Origin of the sequence: Streptomyces sp. NBC_00080 (assembly GCF_045041255.1) — a bacterium.
In the GTDB taxonomy this organism is placed as follows: domain Bacteria; phylum Actinomycetota; class Actinomycetes; order Streptomycetales; family Streptomycetaceae; genus Streptomyces; species Streptomyces coriariae.
The window spans coordinates 4,919,604-4,934,687 of the sequence record NZ_CP108235.1 but is presented as its reverse complement, the minus strand read 5'-3'; the positions used below and the strand labels follow the sequence as shown (position 1 = coordinate 4,934,687).

At 69.5% G+C, this 15,084-nt stretch carries 14 protein-coding genes; 2 read left to right on the top strand and 12 right to left on the bottom strand.

The genetic code is table 11. From position 1 onward, the window contains the following. Positions 1-101 precede the first annotated feature (101 nt). From OHU34_RS22090 to OHU34_RS22060, 7 genes are all read right to left on the bottom strand, one after another. On the bottom strand, positions 102-2,321 hold the full coding sequence (locus tag OHU34_RS22090) for a glycosyltransferase family 39 protein (protein WP_405767954.1): 2,220 nt from the start codon (positions 2,319-2,321) through the stop codon (positions 102-104). Then, entirely contained in the window at positions 2,318-3,904 is a 1,587-nt protein-coding gene (locus OHU34_RS22085) for a glycosyltransferase (protein WP_405767951.1), read from the bottom strand. The genes OHU34_RS22090 and OHU34_RS22085 overlap by 4 nt, the downstream gene beginning before the upstream one ends. Before the next feature lie 14 nt (positions 3,905-3,918). Beyond that, entirely contained in the window at positions 3,919-5,562 is a 1,644-nt protein-coding gene (locus OHU34_RS22080) for a HAMP domain-containing sensor histidine kinase (protein ID WP_142265073.1), read from the bottom strand. After that, positions 5,559-6,299, bottom strand: a complete 741-nt coding sequence (locus tag OHU34_RS22075; RefSeq protein WP_020131327.1) for a response regulator transcription factor — start codon at positions 6,297-6,299, stop codon at positions 5,559-5,561. Before OHU34_RS22075 ends, OHU34_RS22080 begins: the two co-directional genes overlap by 4 nt. 157 nt (positions 6,300-6,456) lie before the next feature. After that, the gene (locus tag OHU34_RS22070) at positions 6,457-6,831 is read right to left on the bottom strand and encodes an antibiotic biosynthesis monooxygenase (RefSeq protein WP_142265074.1); all 375 of its coding nucleotides are present in this window, start codon (positions 6,829-6,831) and stop codon (positions 6,457-6,459) included. Positions 6,832-6,989: 158 nt separating this feature from the next. Continuing rightward, positions 6,990-7,865 carry a DUF2797 domain-containing protein gene (locus OHU34_RS22065; RefSeq protein WP_142265075.1) on the bottom strand — a complete coding sequence of 292 codons (876 nt, stop codon included), beginning with the start codon at positions 7,863-7,865 and terminating at the stop codon, positions 6,990-6,992. Next, a complete protein-coding gene (locus OHU34_RS22060; protein WP_142265076.1) occupies positions 7,786-8,211 on the bottom strand; it encodes an HGxxPAAW family protein in 426 nt (141 codons plus the stop codon). Before OHU34_RS22060 ends, OHU34_RS22065 begins: the two co-directional genes overlap by 80 nt. A 178-nt stretch (positions 8,212-8,389) precedes the next feature. Here OHU34_RS22060 and OHU34_RS22055 point away from each other — a divergent pair, with 178 nt between their 5' ends. Next, positions 8,390-8,887, top strand: coding sequence for a MarR family winged helix-turn-helix transcriptional regulator (locus tag OHU34_RS22055; RefSeq protein ID WP_142265077.1), 498 nt, complete (start codon positions 8,390-8,392; stop codon positions 8,885-8,887). Positions 8,888-8,929: 42 nt separating this feature from the next. After that, complete coding sequence (locus OHU34_RS22050) at positions 8,930-9,238, top strand: hypothetical protein (RefSeq protein ID WP_200839730.1); 309 nt, start codon at positions 8,930-8,932, stop codon at positions 9,236-9,238. Between the two features lie 40 nt (positions 9,239-9,278). Here OHU34_RS22050 and OHU34_RS22045 read toward each other — a convergent pair whose 3' ends face one another. The 5 genes from OHU34_RS22045 to OHU34_RS22025 all read right to left on the bottom strand — a co-directional run bounded on the left by OHU34_RS22045 (position 9,279) and on the right by OHU34_RS22025 (position 14,984). Then, complete coding sequence (locus OHU34_RS22045; protein WP_405767946.1) at positions 9,279-10,070, bottom strand: DUF2637 domain-containing protein; 792 nt, start codon at positions 10,068-10,070, stop codon at positions 9,279-9,281. Between the two features lie 537 nt (positions 10,071-10,607). Beyond that, positions 10,608-11,795, bottom strand: a complete 1,188-nt coding sequence (locus OHU34_RS22040; protein ID WP_405767944.1) for an HTTM domain-containing protein — start codon at positions 11,793-11,795, stop codon at positions 10,608-10,610. Next, positions 11,785-12,399 (bottom strand): DUF5819 family protein, encoded by a 615-nt coding sequence (locus OHU34_RS22035; protein WP_142267935.1) that lies wholly within the window; start codon positions 12,397-12,399, stop codon positions 11,785-11,787. Before OHU34_RS22035 ends, OHU34_RS22040 begins: the two co-directional genes overlap by 11 nt. 238 nt (positions 12,400-12,637) lie before the next feature. Next, positions 12,638-14,035: an ice-binding family protein gene (locus tag OHU34_RS22030; RefSeq protein WP_405767941.1), complete on the bottom strand. Its 1,398-nt coding sequence runs from the start codon at positions 14,033-14,035 to the stop codon at positions 12,638-12,640. A 259-nt stretch (positions 14,036-14,294) separates the two neighbouring features. Then, positions 14,295-14,984, bottom strand: coding sequence for a hypothetical protein (locus OHU34_RS22025; protein ID WP_405767939.1), 690 nt, complete (start codon positions 14,982-14,984; stop codon positions 14,295-14,297). Between the last annotated feature and the right edge of the window lie 100 nt (positions 14,985-15,084).

The window sequence follows — 15,084 nt, the reverse complement described above, 5'->3', positions numbered from 1 at the left end:
GGACATGCGGCGGGCGCGTGAGGCGGGACACGAGGAGCGGGCACGAGGAAGGGCGGCGACCGTGGTCACCGCCCCACCTCACCCGCGAAACCCGCGAAGCGTCAGCTGCTCGCCTTCTGCGTCAGGTCGTAGAAGGTGGCCGAACCGACCGTCACCTTCTTGAAGTTGGCCTCGACCCAGGAGGTGATCTGCGAGGACGTACCGTCGCTGCTGCCGCTCATGCCGCCGCCGGAGCCACTGCTGATGAAGTAGTGGATCTTCCCGTCGGTCACGTACTGCTTGAACTGCGCCAGCGTCGGGGACGGGTCGGTGCCGTTGAAGCCGCCGATCGCCATCACCGCGTCACCCGTGGCGAGCTGGTAGCTCGCGGCGTTCTGGGCGCCGATCGCGGCCGCCGCCCAGGTGTACTTGCCGGAGTCGGCCTCCAGCAGCTTCTTGGCCTCGTCGGTGACCGAGGCGCCGTTGAGCAGACCGCCGACACCGCCACCGCCGCCCATGCCGCCCCCGTCACCGGTCTGGCCGCCGGGACCGCCCTGCTGGTTCTGGCCCTGGCCCTGCGTACCGCCGTTGCCGTTCTGCTGGTTCTGGCCCGGCATGCCCCCGCCGGGGAAGCCGCCGGTGCCGCCACCCTGCTGGTTCTGGCCCTGACCCTGGTTCTGCGTGTTGCCGTTGCCGTTCTGGTTCTGGCCACCGCCGAAGCCGCCTCGGCCACCGCCACCGCCGCCCGGGCCGCCGCCGCCCATCATGCTCGCGCCGGACGGGCCGGCGGTCACGATGGAGCCGGTGTGGCCCTCCTGGAGCGTGCTGACGGTGTACGCCGTCGGTCCGGCCAGCGCGGCCACCAGGCCCACGGAGGCCGCCGCGAGCGCGAGCTGACGATTGATCCGGCCCGCGAAGGTCAGGCCGAGCGCGGCGGCCAGGCCGCCGATCAGCACCAGCCACTTCAGCCAGGGCAGGTAGTCGGAGGTGCGGTTGAGCAGGACGTACGACCAGGAAGCCGCCGCGACGACCGAGGCCGCGAGGGTGATCGAGGCCCACAGCTCGGACCGCTTCTCCCACAGCAGACCCGCGCCCATGCCGATCACGGCCGCCATGTAGGGAGCGAGGGCCACCGTGTAGTACTGGTGGAAGATGCCCGCCATGTAGCTGAAGACGATCGTGGTGATCAGCAGCGAGCCGCCCCACACCAGGAACAGACCGCGGGTCGTCGACGTCCGCTTCAGCTTCCGCGTGGCCACCAGACCGCCGGCCAGCAGGATCAGCGCGGCCGGCAGCAGCCAGGAGATCTGGCCGCCGATCTCGGAGTTGAACATCCGGTCCCAGCCGGTCTCACCCCACTGGCCGGTGCCTCCGCCGCCACCGCCGCCGCCGACGCTGCCGGTCTCCTCGCCGTTCAGGCGGCCGAGACCGTTGTAGCCGAAGGTCAGCTCCAGGAAGGAGTTGTTCTGCGACCCGCCGATGTACGGGCGGGAGGAGGCCGGCCACAGTTCGACGATCGCCACCCACCAGCCGCCGGACACGATCAGCGCGCCGGTGGCGACGGCCAGCTGGCCGAACCGCTTCTTCACGCTCACCGGGGCGCACACCGCGTACACGATCGCCAGCGGCGGCAGGATCAGGAAGGCCTGGAGGGTCTTGGCGAGGAACGCGAAGCCGATCGCGACCCCGGCCCACACCAGCCACTTCGTCCGGCCGTCCTCCAGCGCGCGGGCCACCATGTAGCAGGCCACGGCCATCAGCAGGGCCAGCATCGCGTCCGGGTTGTTGAACCGGAACATCAGCGCGGCGACCGGCGTCAGCGCCAGCACGGCGCCCGCGATCAGACCGGCCGCGGCACTGAACCGGCGGCGCACCGAGGCGTACACGACGGCGACCGAGCCGACGCCCATCAGCACCTCGGGGACGAGGATCGCCCACGAGTTCAGACCGAAGAGCCTGACCGACAGCGCCATCGGCCACAGCGAGGCCGGGGGCTTGTCGACGGTGATGGCGTTGCCCGCGTCCAGCGAGCCGAAGAACAGGGCCCTCCAGCTCTGGCTGCCGGCCTGGACGGCCGCGGAGTAGAAGGAGTTGGCGTAGCCGGAGGCGCTCAGGTTGTACAGGTAGAGCAGGAGGGTGGCGGCCAGCAGGCCGAGGAAGGCCGGGCGGGCCCAGCGGGGGTCCTCGGGACGGCCGCGCCACAGTCTGCGGTGCCAGGGCTGCTTCGGCTCACCCGACTCGGGGGCCGGGACGGCCGTCTCCCGGGCGTCGGGGTCCGTGCCGACCGGCGCCGCGGTCGGCGGCGGATCCCAGGTCGTCGTCCGGTCGATGTCGGTGCTCATCGGGCGTCCCCCGGGTCGGTGTCATGGGGGCGGCGTACCGGCAGCATCTGCATGGTCGCGTCCCTCCAGGTGCCGTCCGCGGCTTCGCCGGCGCGGAACTGAGTGGTCGTGTTGTGGTCGTGCGGGTGCACGACGTGCCGCTGCGGCAGCGGCACGGAGGCGCCGCCGGCCTGCTGGGCGCCGGTCTGCGGCACGCCGGTCTGCTGGGCGCCTGCCTGCGGAGCGCCGGTCGGGTACGTCGGTGCGGAGGCGTGCGGGAAGGAGGCGCCGGGGGCGGAGGCGCGGGGGGCCGGGGCGGAGGCGCCCGGGGCGGCCGTCACACCGTTCGCCGGCTCGTCGCCCTCGCGCCGGTCGGAGAACACCCAGACGCGGAAGAGCAGGAAGCGCAGCACGGTCGCCGCGAGGTTGGCGGCGATCAGCACCGCCAGTTCGGTGGAGTGCGCGGGACTCGACGTCGCCGTGTTCAGGGCGAAGAGCGAGCCGCTGGTCAGCGCGAGGCCGATGCCGAAGACGACCAGGCCCTGGGCCTGGTGCTTGACGGCCCCGCCGGGGCCGCGCACCCCGAAGGTGAGCCGGCGGTTGGCGGCGGTGTTGGCGACGGCCGACACCAGCAGCGCCAGCGCGTTGGCGACCTGGGATCCGCCGAACTGGCGGAACACGGTGTAGAGCAGGAGGTAGAAGAGGGTGGAGAGGCCACCCACGACACAGAAGCCGACAAGCTGGCGGGCCAGGCCCTTGGGTACGTCCATGATGTCGCGGTCGCGGGGGTCGTCGCCGAACGGCCTGGTCAGCCGGTCCAGGGAAAGCGAACCGGTGGCCAGCGCCCGGCCCACGCGCCATACCCCCTTCAGGTCGTCCGTCGCCGTCTTCACGATGTGCACCGTGGAGTTCGGGTCGTCGACCCAGTCGACCGGCACCTCGTGGATACGAAGGCCGGCACGTTCGGCGAGTACCAGCATCTCAGTGTCGAAGAACCAGCCGGTGTCTTCCACCAGGGGGAGCAGAATCTGTGCGACATCACGCCGGATCGCCTTGAACCCGCACTGCGCGTCCGAGAAGCGGGCCTGGAGCGAGCCGCGCAGGATGAGGTTGTAGGCGCGGCTGATGAACTCCCGCTTCGGCCCGCGCACCACGCGGGAGCTACGGGCCAGCCGGGAGCCGATCGCCAGGTCCGAGTGGCCGGAGATCAGCGGTGCCACCAGCGGCAGCAGCGCGTTGAGGTCGGTGGACAGGTCCACGTCCATGTACGCGAGGATCGGGGCGTCCGAGGCCGACCAGACGGTCCGCAGCGCACGGCCGCGGCCCTTCTGCTCGAGCCGGAAGTTCCTGACCTCCGGGATGCGCGCTTCCAGCCGCTGCGCCACCAGAGGGGTGGTGTCCGTCGACGCGTTGTCCGCGATCGTGATCCGGAAGGAGTACGGGAACGTTCGCGTCAGGTGGTCGTGCAGTCTCCGGACGCACGGCTGGAGGTCCTTCTCCTCGTTGTAGACGGGGATCACTACGTCCAGGACAGGCGTACCGGCGGTGTCGGCCGGGAGGTGCTCCCGCGCCGGCAGGGTGCCGGGAGAAGAGTCGGTTCGCATGACATCGACTTTCGTCAGGCGCCCTGTTGCACCCATGTGGTGGCACTGTGCTCGACCTGTGAGTCGAGTTGCCAGTTCGTTTCGGGGGAGGGCTGGGGAACGGCGGGGGCAAGGGCCGGCAAATGCACGGTAAAGACGGTCTGTCCGGGCACGCTGTCCACCGTCACCGCGCCGCCGTGCGCGGTCGCCACGGCCTGCACGATGGCGAGGCCGAGGCCGGTCGAACCGGTGGTACGGGAGCGCGCCGAGTCGCCTCGGGCGAATCGTTCGAACACATGCGGGAGCAGATCGGCCGGGATGCCCTGACCGTTGTCCTGGACGTCCACGCACAGCCACGGCCCGCGGCGCTGCACGCGTGCGGTGACGGTCGTACCGGGCGCCGTGTGCGTCCGGGCGTTGGCGAGGAGGTTGACGAGGACCTGTTGCAGGCGGGCCGCGTCGGCGGAGACGAGCGCGGGCTCGTCGGGAAGTTCGAGGCGCCAGACGTGGTCGCGTCCGGCGGCCCGGGCGTCGCTGATGGTGTCGATGACCAGCGGAACCAGGTCGGTCTGCTCGAACTGCAAGGGGCGCCCCGCGTCGAGCCGGGCGAGCAGGAGCAGGTCCTCGACCAGGAAGGTCATCCGGCCGGCCTCGGACTCGATACGCCCGAGGGCGTGCCGGGTGTCGGGCCCGACCTCTTCCCGGCCGCGCCGGGTCAGCTCGGCGTATCCCCTGATGGAGGCGAGCGGCGTACGGAGCTCGTGACTGGCGTCCGCGACGAACTGGCGGACCCGCATCTCGCTCTCCTGGCGGGCGTGCAGGGCGCCGTGGACATGGTTCAGCATCCGGTTGAGCGCGGCCCCGACCTGCCCGACCTCGGTGTGCGGATCGGTCTCGGCCTCGGGCACCCGCTCGCTGAGGTTGACCTCGCCGGTGTGCAGGGGGAGTTCGGAGACCCGGGTGGCGGTCGCGGCGACCTTGCGCAGGGGGCGGGTGGCGACGCTGACCATGACGGTGCCCGCGAGGGTGGCGGCGATGAGGCCGGCGACAGTGAGGCTGATCTCGACGAGGATCAGGGTGTTGATGGTGTTGTCGACGTCGGAGGTCGGGATGCCTACGTAGTAGTCACCGTTGTTGCCGTTGATGTACTGGACCCGGTAGGTGCCGAGACCGGGGATCTCGACGGTGTGCCGCTTCCCGTCCTGCGCGACCGATCCGAGCACCTTGATCTGGGTCTCGGTGAGGTCCTGGGGGTCCATCCGCGGGATGTTGTTGTCGTCGTTCTTCTTCTCGCCGACCTGGCCGCTGGTGATCGAGCCGTTCTCGACCGCGGCCGCAAGGGCCCTCTGCGGCCCCGGCCCCTGACTGACGAACTCGTCGAGGGTCATCTGCTTCTGGGGCGCGTTGGCGTTGCTGCCGGCGGCGCCGTTGTCGTTCTTGGCTGCGTCCTTGCCACCGGGTCCTCCGGCGGGGCCGCCGGAGAGGCGCATGGTGGCCTCCTTCAGGGACCCGTCCAACTGCCCGTACAGGTGGTCCCGCAGCACCAGTGTGGTCACGGTGCCGATCACCGCGCAGATCACGGCGATCAGGGTCACGGACACGACGACGAGCCGCGTCCGCAGGGTGCGCGGCTTCCCCGCTCGTCGCTTCTGCGGACTCGGCCGTCGTCGCCCGCTCATGACACGGCGGGCTTGATCAGGTACCCGGCGCCGCGCCGGGTGTGGATCATCGGTTCGCGTCCCGCGTCGATCTTCCGCCGCAGGTAGGAGATGTACAGCTCGACGACGTTGGCCTGACCGCCGAAGTCGTACGACCAGACACGGTCGAGTATCTGGGCCTTGCTGAGCACGCGCCGCGGGTTGCGCATCAAAAAGCGCAGCAGCTCGAACTCGGTGGCGGTCAGGTGGATGTTGTCCCCGGCCCGCGACACCTCGTGACTGTCCTCGTCGAGGGTGAGGTCCCCGACGACGAGCACCGAGTCGGAGCGCCGGTCGGCGGCACCGGAGCGCCGGATGAGCCCACGCAGCCGCGCCACGACCTCTTCGAGGCTGAACGGCTTGGTGACGTAGTCGTCACCGCCCGCGGTGAGACCGGCGATCCGGTCCTCGACCGCGTCCTTGGCCGTCAGGAACAGCACCGGGACCTCGGGCAGCTCACGACGCAGCCGTCCCAGGACGGTCAGCCCGTCCATGTCAGGCAGCATCATGTCCAGGACGACGGCGTCGGGGCGGAACTCCCGCGCGGTCTGGATGGCACCCGTGCCGTCTCCCGCACTCCGGATCTGCCATCCCTCATAGCGCAGGGCCATGGACAGCAGTTCGGTGATCGACAGCTCGTCGTCCACCACAAGCACTCGGACGGGGCTCCCGTCCGGCCTCAGCAGTTCGGTGCGCCCCTGGGGCGAGGTCGTGGTCATGGTGAACACCTTGGCCGGGCCCCCTGAGAGCACTCTTTCACTAATCTGTGATTTCCCTGAGAAACGCACAGGCGCCTCTCAGGCAACACCTGGGAACCCCTCTGCTCCGCATCGGCCGCGGAGGACGGTATGCCCGGTTGGGCATGCTGTGCCGCCCTCAGGACGCGCGTTCCGTGAGAATCGCCTGGGGGGTCCGCTCGAACCCGTGGCTGTGTTCCACCTTGGCGATGTGCAGGCAGTACCGCTCGTACCAGTGCGCCCGTCCGTACTCCTTGGCCGCCCGGTGCTCGGCGTGCGCCCGCCACTGCTCGATCCCGTCGAGATCGCGGAAGTACGCGACGGTGATGGCGAGTCCGCCCGGGGTGCGGGCCGAATCCTCCCCCAGGAACCCCGGGACGTCCTTGACCAGCTCGCCCAGCCGCTCGGCGGTCTCTCCGTAGCCGGCGTCCTCCTCGGTGCGCAGGGAGGTGAAGACCGCGGCGTAGTAAGGGGGTTGAAGTCCCGAAACAGGTGTCACGCGCTGTTCGCTCATGTCACCCACGATCAGCCGGACGCCCCACTGCGGTCCACCCTTCTTACCGAAAGGGATCCGAGCGGGATCCAACTCTTTACCCAGGCCGACTCCTCACCCGAGCCGACTCGCTGCCGAGCCGACTCCCTGCCCGGCTCGTCGCAGGCCCGCACGGCTCCTCAGAACAGTCCGTCCTGACGATGGTCCGCCCCGACCTCGAAGTGCCGTACGGGGAAGGCGGGTTCACCGCCCGCCACCGGCACGAGCTGCCACCCCCGCATCAACCGCGTGTCGAGCACGACCACCCCGGCCGGGGTCGCGAGGTGCAGATCGGGGCCGGCGGCCGCCACGAGCTCCCCGGCCACCGCTCCGCCGGGGACGAGCTCGCCCACCTCCCCGAACGCGGCCGACGCTCCGAACAGCCCGAACGCCCGCACGTGATCGACCGGCCGGAAGGGTGTGCGCTCCAACGACTCGGGCCAGCCGCCCAGTTGCACGGCTCGCGCGTACACCTCGCGTATCTCTTCGGCCCGTTCCGCCTCCGTTTCCGGCAGCGCGGCCCGCACCGCACGCTTCACGGCGTACGGAATCCGGTCCGGCACCCGCAGAGCGGCCCGCAGCAGCTCCTCGGTGCGCCGCGCGGCCATCAGCGGCCCGCCGCCGAGCCAGCTGAAGCAGACGGCGCCCTGCTCCAGCAACCGCACCGAGCCCCGCTCGACCGCCGTGATCCCGACCTTGACCAGACCGGGCCCGAACCACGCGAGGTACACGCGGTACGGCCGCGGGTCGTCGGCGACGCGGTCCGCGGCGACCGAGTGCGCCCGGTCCAGCCGCGCACACTCCTCGCACCGTCCGCCCGCGCTCCTCCCCGACACGACCACCCGCCGGGGACACGCATGTCCCCGAGCCCCCGCACACTCCCGCACGCCCCCGTCCACCACCGCGAAGGAGACCCGCTTCCCCCAGGACAAGGGGCTACGACGCCCCCCGTCCCACGTCAGCTCCGGCCCCTCCGCCGACCACCGCAGCCCCGCGCACTTCCATGCCTGTGCCATCACCCACCACGGTAGGCCCAGGCACTGACACCACGGGCAGGGCCTGGGACGCGCGCCCCGCGAGCCGGCATCCCACGCACTCCGGATGCCCGTCCCGGGCCCACGGATCCCGGACCCGCATCCCCCACTCCGCCCGCGGCCGCACCCCCGGCGGCTTGCCCCACCCGGCGAGGTGCAGCCCCCAGGTGACCAGCGCGCCCAGCCCCACGACCACGAGTCCGCCGACCAGGAGAACCCCGGACACGGCACACACGCCCACCCCCGCCACGGCGGTCCCGACGGTCACGATGCCGACGCCGGTCCAGCCGGCGACCGTATGCCCCTCGTCGTACAGATGCCCTGCCACACTTACCTCACCTTCTAAGAAGTTGCGGTGCTGAACCTCTTAGAGGGTAAGAGAAACCGAAAGCAGATAACAAGGACCCAGCAGAAACCAACGCCCGCAGACCGCAGACCCTCAGCCCCGCAGATCCGCAGCCCCGCGCGGACTCCTCAGCCAGGAACAGGAACAAGAGAGCCCCGAGATGCCAGCCGAGCCGACACCGCCGCACCACGGCCGCCCCGCCGCCACCCCCGCGCAAGCGCTCGCGGCGATGGACGACCTCATCGCGGCCAGCATGGTCGGCCAGCAGGAGATGGCCCAGCGCCTGGGCCTGAACGTCACCGACCTGACCTGCTTCGCCTACGTCGTCCAGGCCGGCGAGGACCTGCTCACCGCCGGCGACCTCGCGACCCGCGTCCACGTCACGACAGGCGCCGTGACCGGCATCCTCAATCGTCTGGAACGCGCTGGCTACGTCACCCGCCGCCCCGACCCGGCGGACCGTCGCCGGGTCCGCGTCGCCGCGATCCCCTCCGCCGTCGCTCGCGTCCACGCCCTCTACGCGCCGTACTACGCCCGCCTCGACGCACTCTTCGCGGACTACTCCCCCGAGGAGACCGCCGTCCTGACGGACTGGTTCACCCGCGCCACCACCCTGGCCAACACCTACCGAGAGGAACTCCGCCTCCACGACGGCTGATCGAGGTTGCCGTCCTGCGCCGCTCCGCAGCAGGATCGAACGATGTCCCGATCAGCAGGCGCACACACGGCCGACCCCTGCCCTCGATGCCTCGTCGAGGCGGTCCGCCCCGGCAGCCCGACGACCGCCGCGGGACGCGATGTGGTCCGCTACGGCTGCGGGCACTGCGCACACACGTGGGCCCGCCCGGTCGAGGACGACCTGGAGGTCCACGACATCGTCAGGGTGGACCTCCCCGACGCCACGCTCTACGGCACCGCCTGGCAGGTGGAACCCGACCGCGTCCAGGTACGCGGCACGGGCGGCGCGTGGCTGCTGTGGGTCGAGCGCTGGAGAGTGATCGTCTACTGAACGAGGTTCTTCTCGGGACGGACCACGCAGAACTCGTTGGCTACTGGCGGTGGCGGCGCGTGCCCTGTCTCGGTGGCAGGGTCAACGTGATTTGCCGGACGAGTTGCTGGAAGCATGCGAGAGACGCGAGAGCCGGCAGGGAAGCCCCCGCGATACCGGTGAAGGTCCTGTCCGCCTGCGCAACGCACAGCATTATCGCAACGGAGGAGAAGAGCAGAACGATGAACCATGAGTGCACGGCTCGGCGCTGATGCAGAGCAGTCCGGAGGATGGAGAGAGAGGCCACCGTCCAGGGGCCGTACACGAGAAGAGGCCACGAGGGGACCATTCCACCTCCCGTCCCGGAGGTGATTTTCTGCAGAGGTGTGTAGGCCACCACGCCGCCGAAAACGCTGACCATCGCCACCATGACGGCGACGAGTGCGACGATGACGAAGCTGCCGGTCTGCAACCACTTGCGTCGGAGTTTTCGCCCTCGCATCTTCCGATGTCCGGCGGAAGGGCCTCGGGTGGGGGGCAGTTGAGCGGTGATCTGCGCCAGGCCCTCCATCGGGTCGGTGAAGTCGACGCCGGACGAGGGCTCGCTGCGCGGCGGTGGCACCCTGGGTGTCTGCTCCGCCGGAACAGCCTCCTGCATGAGGTAGGCGAGCTCCTCGACCGGGTCCCAGCCCGCGTCGGGCGGGGTCAGGGAAACCCCCGCGTGCACGCCGTCGACAGGTCCACCGTTCCAGCCGGCACCCGACCCGTAGGAGTATGCCTCGGAATACCATTCACGACGCGCAAAGGAAGGATCTACATAGTCATGATTCACAGGAATGCGCCCGTCGGGCATGGTCCACGTGACGGCCGAAGTTTCCCTGGCCGTTCCATCGTGAATTGAGTTCCTCCTGGATCGCCTCCAGCAGCGCGAGGAACTCGCGAAGCAGTGGCTCGGTGATCTGACATTCGGCCAACACGCCACCCCCGATCACGGTGCCCTGCACCGCAAACTCCGAACTTGCCGCACCGGACGGGAGAGTATATTTCCGCGCTGTCAGATCGCGGACCGCAGGCATATTATCCGCCCTCGCGTGGCGTTGAGGCAGGCCCTGGGACCTAGCTTTCGTCATATCCCTCCAACGCCGCTACCCCTTCTCCAGATGCGCAGCAAATGAGTGACCCTGACGTCGGGAAATACAAGGAGAGCGTTTCTTCATTTATTTCCCACGAATCTCATTCCGCACTTCATGTGTCGAGCGAGTTTTCTTCCAGAGTCCTCTTGGGTAATAAATAGGATTCGCCACGTCGTCAGCGTGTCGAGCGCGAGGCGCTCGGCCTCCCCGACATTCCCCGCTGACCGGTGGATGGAGCTCCCGTGGCCGTGGCAGGGTCACTCAGCCGTTGCCGAGGGGGCCGTCGGCTCGGTGGCAGGGATCGTGTCTTTCCGCCCTGTCGGGAGCACGAGTCGATGCGGCGGGCCGGGCGCACGACCCGGCCCGCCTTGCGCGGGTACGGCTCCGGGGCGTGCCGCTGGTCCGGGCACCGGGCGACTGCTGCCCGTCCGCCGCAGCGCGCGTCGGCAGAGGTGAAGCAGGGAGGCGTAGAAGCGGTCGGGAAGGAACACGGCGTCCGCGACGATCATCGCGCCGGAGAAGAGAGGCAGCCCCATGAGCACGGCGATGCCGATGTGCATGCCCAGCAGCATCGCCAGGACGGGGTACTTGAGCCTGCCGAAGAGCACGAACGGGAAGGCCACCTGCAAAAGCACGGTCAGGTAGCCGGCGACGGCGACCACGAGCGTGTGCTCGTCGACGAAGTGCGAGACGGCGGGCCAAGGCTGGAACAGTTCGAGGTTCAGGACGTAGTGGAGCGCTGTGCCGCCGCCCCAGAAGGCTCCCTGGACCTTGTACAGGCCGGCTGATCCGTAGAGGAAGCAGACCTGCGCCGCGATGACGAACATGCCGCAGTTGTGCACCGCCGTGATCAAAGTGGCCCTGGCATCGCGGAGTTGCCGGGCGAGGGCACTCCCGACCGGTTCCGGGGCGCTGCCCGCACGGGCCGCCTTCAGCCCGTTTCTGCGTGCGTCCAGGGACCAGCGGCGGCCGCATGCGGTGAGGACGAGGTAGAGGGACATCAGCAGGACCAGGTTGTCGCCCCCGTCCGTCATGAAGATCGCCCGGCCGTGGAACGAGGTCACCACGACGGCGAAGAGGACCGACAGGACACGGGTTCGCCAGCCCAGCATGAACAGTGCGGCCGTGACCAGCGCCAGCACGTAGCAGAGCTCGAAATAGGCACGGCTGTCGGACAGGACCAGAACGCTGAACCAGCCCGTCTGCTCGAAGAGCTGGTGTGCCAGGGCGGGCGTCCACGCGGAACCCGGACCCCAGATCTCGTCACGGTGCGGGAACTCACGCAGCAGAAAGATCAGGTAGAGCAGTCCGTAGCCGATGCGCAGCACCGACGCCGCGTACAGGGACACCGGACGGCCGGTCAGCAGGTCCCACACGACGGTGATCCGGTCGGCGAGCCATCGGTCGAGGCCGGCGAACACGGACCTCTGCGCCTCATTTTCCATGGCGGGTCACCTTCCACCAGGGCAGGAGCCGGTTCTCGGCCGGCGTCGGCGGGCGATTGCCGGCGGCGGGGCCGGCCACGGGGATGGGCAGTGTGACGACGCGGAGCTGGATGAAGTCGAAGGGGCCGTTCCTGCGGGCGGCGGCGCGGTCCGCGGCGATGTTGCCGAGGTACTTCTGCATCATCAGGGCGCGTTCGGTGCGCGCCTTGTCGTCGCCGCCGTGCGAGTCGACGTAGCCGGCCCAGGCACGGCGCAACATGTTCTGTGCCGTGTGGCTCGGGAACGGATCATGCACGACCGCGGAACGGTCCACGGCGGTCAGGTCGAACCAAGGACTCACCTGAACCGATCCGTCGGAGCCGGTGCGCGCGGTTCTCGCCAGAATCTGCCGGTTGACGGCTTCGGGGTCCGGAGCGAAAAGCCGCCAATTCTGTTCGAAGAAGGGATACACCCATGAATTGATCAGCGGACTGTATCGCTTGGAGACGGTGTTGGCCGGTGCCACGTGGAGAAACACCAGGAGCACGTGGACGAAACTCGCCACCAGGCACAGGACCACGGTGGCGCACAGTCCGAATTTCAGCGCACGGGCACCTCTCGGCATCTTGGGCGGCGCAGCCGTCGCGTCCGCACATTCCTGCACGACCGGACCTGATTCGGAGTGCAGGACTTCCTTCACATCCGCTGAGTCAATTCCGCTCGACACCGCGTACCCTGTCTTTCTCGTTTCAGCTGCTCGCACCTGCTTTCCGCGTCGGCTGCCCCCGACGGCGCGCGGCGGACTCGATGAGAATCCCGCCGCGCGCCGTCACCCGGTGACCGGACCGACCGCAGTGCGCTGCCTAGCCCTCGTGACCCTGGGAGTGGTCGTCGCCCTCGTGGCTCTTGGGCACGTCGTCGTAGCCGAAGTTCTCGTCCGACTGCTTGCCGTGGTCGTCCTGACCGTGGTCGTACTTACCGTGATCGGGCTTGCCGTGGTCGTCCTGGCCGTGGTCGTACTTGCCGTGGTCGTCCTGACCGTGGTCGTACTTGCCGTGGTCGGGCTTACCGGGGTGGATGTACTGCCCGAGGTCGAGCTTGCCGCCGTGGTCATGCTTTCCGTGGCCGCCGTTGCCGCCGTTGCCACCGTGGCCCGGTCCGCCCGGTCCGCCCGGCGCGTGGCCGTTCCCGCCGGGGCCGTTCCCGCCGGTGGTGTTTCCGGCGCTGTTGCCTGCGGTGTTCCCGCCCGTGGTGTTCCCGGCGGTGTTGCCCGCGTTGTTCCCGGCGGTGTTGCCCGCGGTGTTTCCGGACGAGTTACCTGCGGTGTTGCCCGAGGTGCCGCCGGTCCCGACGATGGGCCCGCCCAGGACGCCACCGGTGACGAGGCCACCGCTGACGAGGCCGCCGCCGAGGAGCCCCCCGCTGGTGGTGCCGGTGGTCGTGCCGGTGGTGGTGCCGGTGGTGGTGCCGGTGGTGGTGCCGGTGGTCGTTCCCGTCGTCGTTCCACCAGTGGTGGAGGCCGCGCACCCGCCGAGGAAGATCCTGTTGTTGTTGAGGGTCACAGAACCCACCTCGGCCAGCAACCGGCCCTCGACGTTCGTTCCCTGGTTCACGGTGATCGAGTTCTCGGCCATGAGGGTGCCGACGAAGCTGGTCGTGACGCCGAGCGACGCATCCTCGCCGATCTGCCAGAACACGTTGCACGCCGAAGCGCCGTTGGTGAGGAGAATCCGGCTGGAGGTCGCCGTCGTCAGGGACTCAGGAATCTGGAACACCCAGACCGCGTCGGAGCTGCCCTGACCGTCCAGGACCAGGTCGCCGGTGATGCCGACACCGGCTGTGGCGTGGTAAACGCCGGGAAGCAGCGCCGGACCGCCGCCGATTCCCGCCGGAAGCGCGAAGTCCACGGCCTGGCCGGCGGCGTTGTTGTACGCCACGAGCAGGTCGGCCTTGGCCTGGAGGGCCGCGGCGTCCGCAGGATGGATGGCGCCTCCCACCTGGCCGGGTGGGAATCCGGTGATGGCCGGATTCGGGTGCGTCCCGAGGTCGTGGGCGAGCACCGAGTTGCCGGTGTTGGTGACTCCCTGACCCGCCAGAACGGAGTAAGTGGCGGTGGTGCCCAGAGGTACGGGCAATGCGATCGCCGACGCGGCCGTCGGCGTCAGGAAGACCATCGCAGCGGACACCGTCGCCGCGAGGGCGGAGGCCAGCAAGCCGGACAGAGTGCGGCGGTCAGCTGCTTGAGGGATCTTCAGCTTCATCAAAGCCATTTTCTGTGGGGGCCGTGGCGTACCGGGCCCTACCGATCACCCGGAAGCCTTTTCACTGCTGCCGCATATTACGCAGAAATATCCTTGCCCCAGCTGCAACGAAACAGGGGTATTTCTCCCTCAGGCAAACAGCGGACAGTGGTCCGTAAATAATCTGATTCGCATTTCCGACTATGCGTCATGTCCTCGAATACGCGGATCCGTCGGCAACGCGATGACCCCCGCCGGGCGCCGCACTGAACGGCGTTCGTCAGCCGGGCCGCTGGGTGCGGTTGTCGTGGGTGAGCCCGTCCGGGTGGGCGGTCGCACTCGGCCCGATTCCGAGTGGAAGGACCATGGCTCGTAGCACCTCGGGGTCCGACGGCCGGAGAGCCTGCTGGTCCGACGGCCGACGAACCAGTCCGATGTCCTGCCAGCCCCACGACAGGAAGGCGTTGCAGACCGCCGAGTCGCCTTGTTCCACCAACGTCGCCCCGAGCGAGGCGTGATGCTCGGCGAGCAGACGGTACTGAAGGCGGCGGGCCAGGCGCTGGTCGTCCGTGTGGGGGTGGATCACTGTCTCGGTGATCGCGAAGACGTGCCCGGATGCCGTGAGCTGTTCGACGCTCCGCGGGAGGGGCCCGTCGAACCCCCGCCACCACGTACCGTCGCGCCGTACCGGGAATCCGTAGACACACCCGGCGAAAGCGGTGCTCTCCGCGATCAGCAGGGCGAAGCCTGGCCGCCGGACGGCGCCGGTCAGCCGCCGCAGAAACGCCTCCCGGCTCCGGTACCCCTCGCCGGGCTGCGCCCGGAAGGACTCCACGTACAGATCGGCCAGATCCTCCTTGAGGGTCTCGGCCTGCCAGCGGTTCAGCCGGCGCAGGCGTAACGCGTCCATGGCGGACGGTGTGCTGCCGTCACCGAGCGGCGGCTGCTGCCGGCCGAGCGGGGGCGTCACCGCGCACCGACCGTGGCAACGGGAATCCGACCCGATCGCGCCCCGGCGACCGGGAACGAGGCGACAGGGAGCGAAGGGAGTCTGCTGCGGATGTCATCGC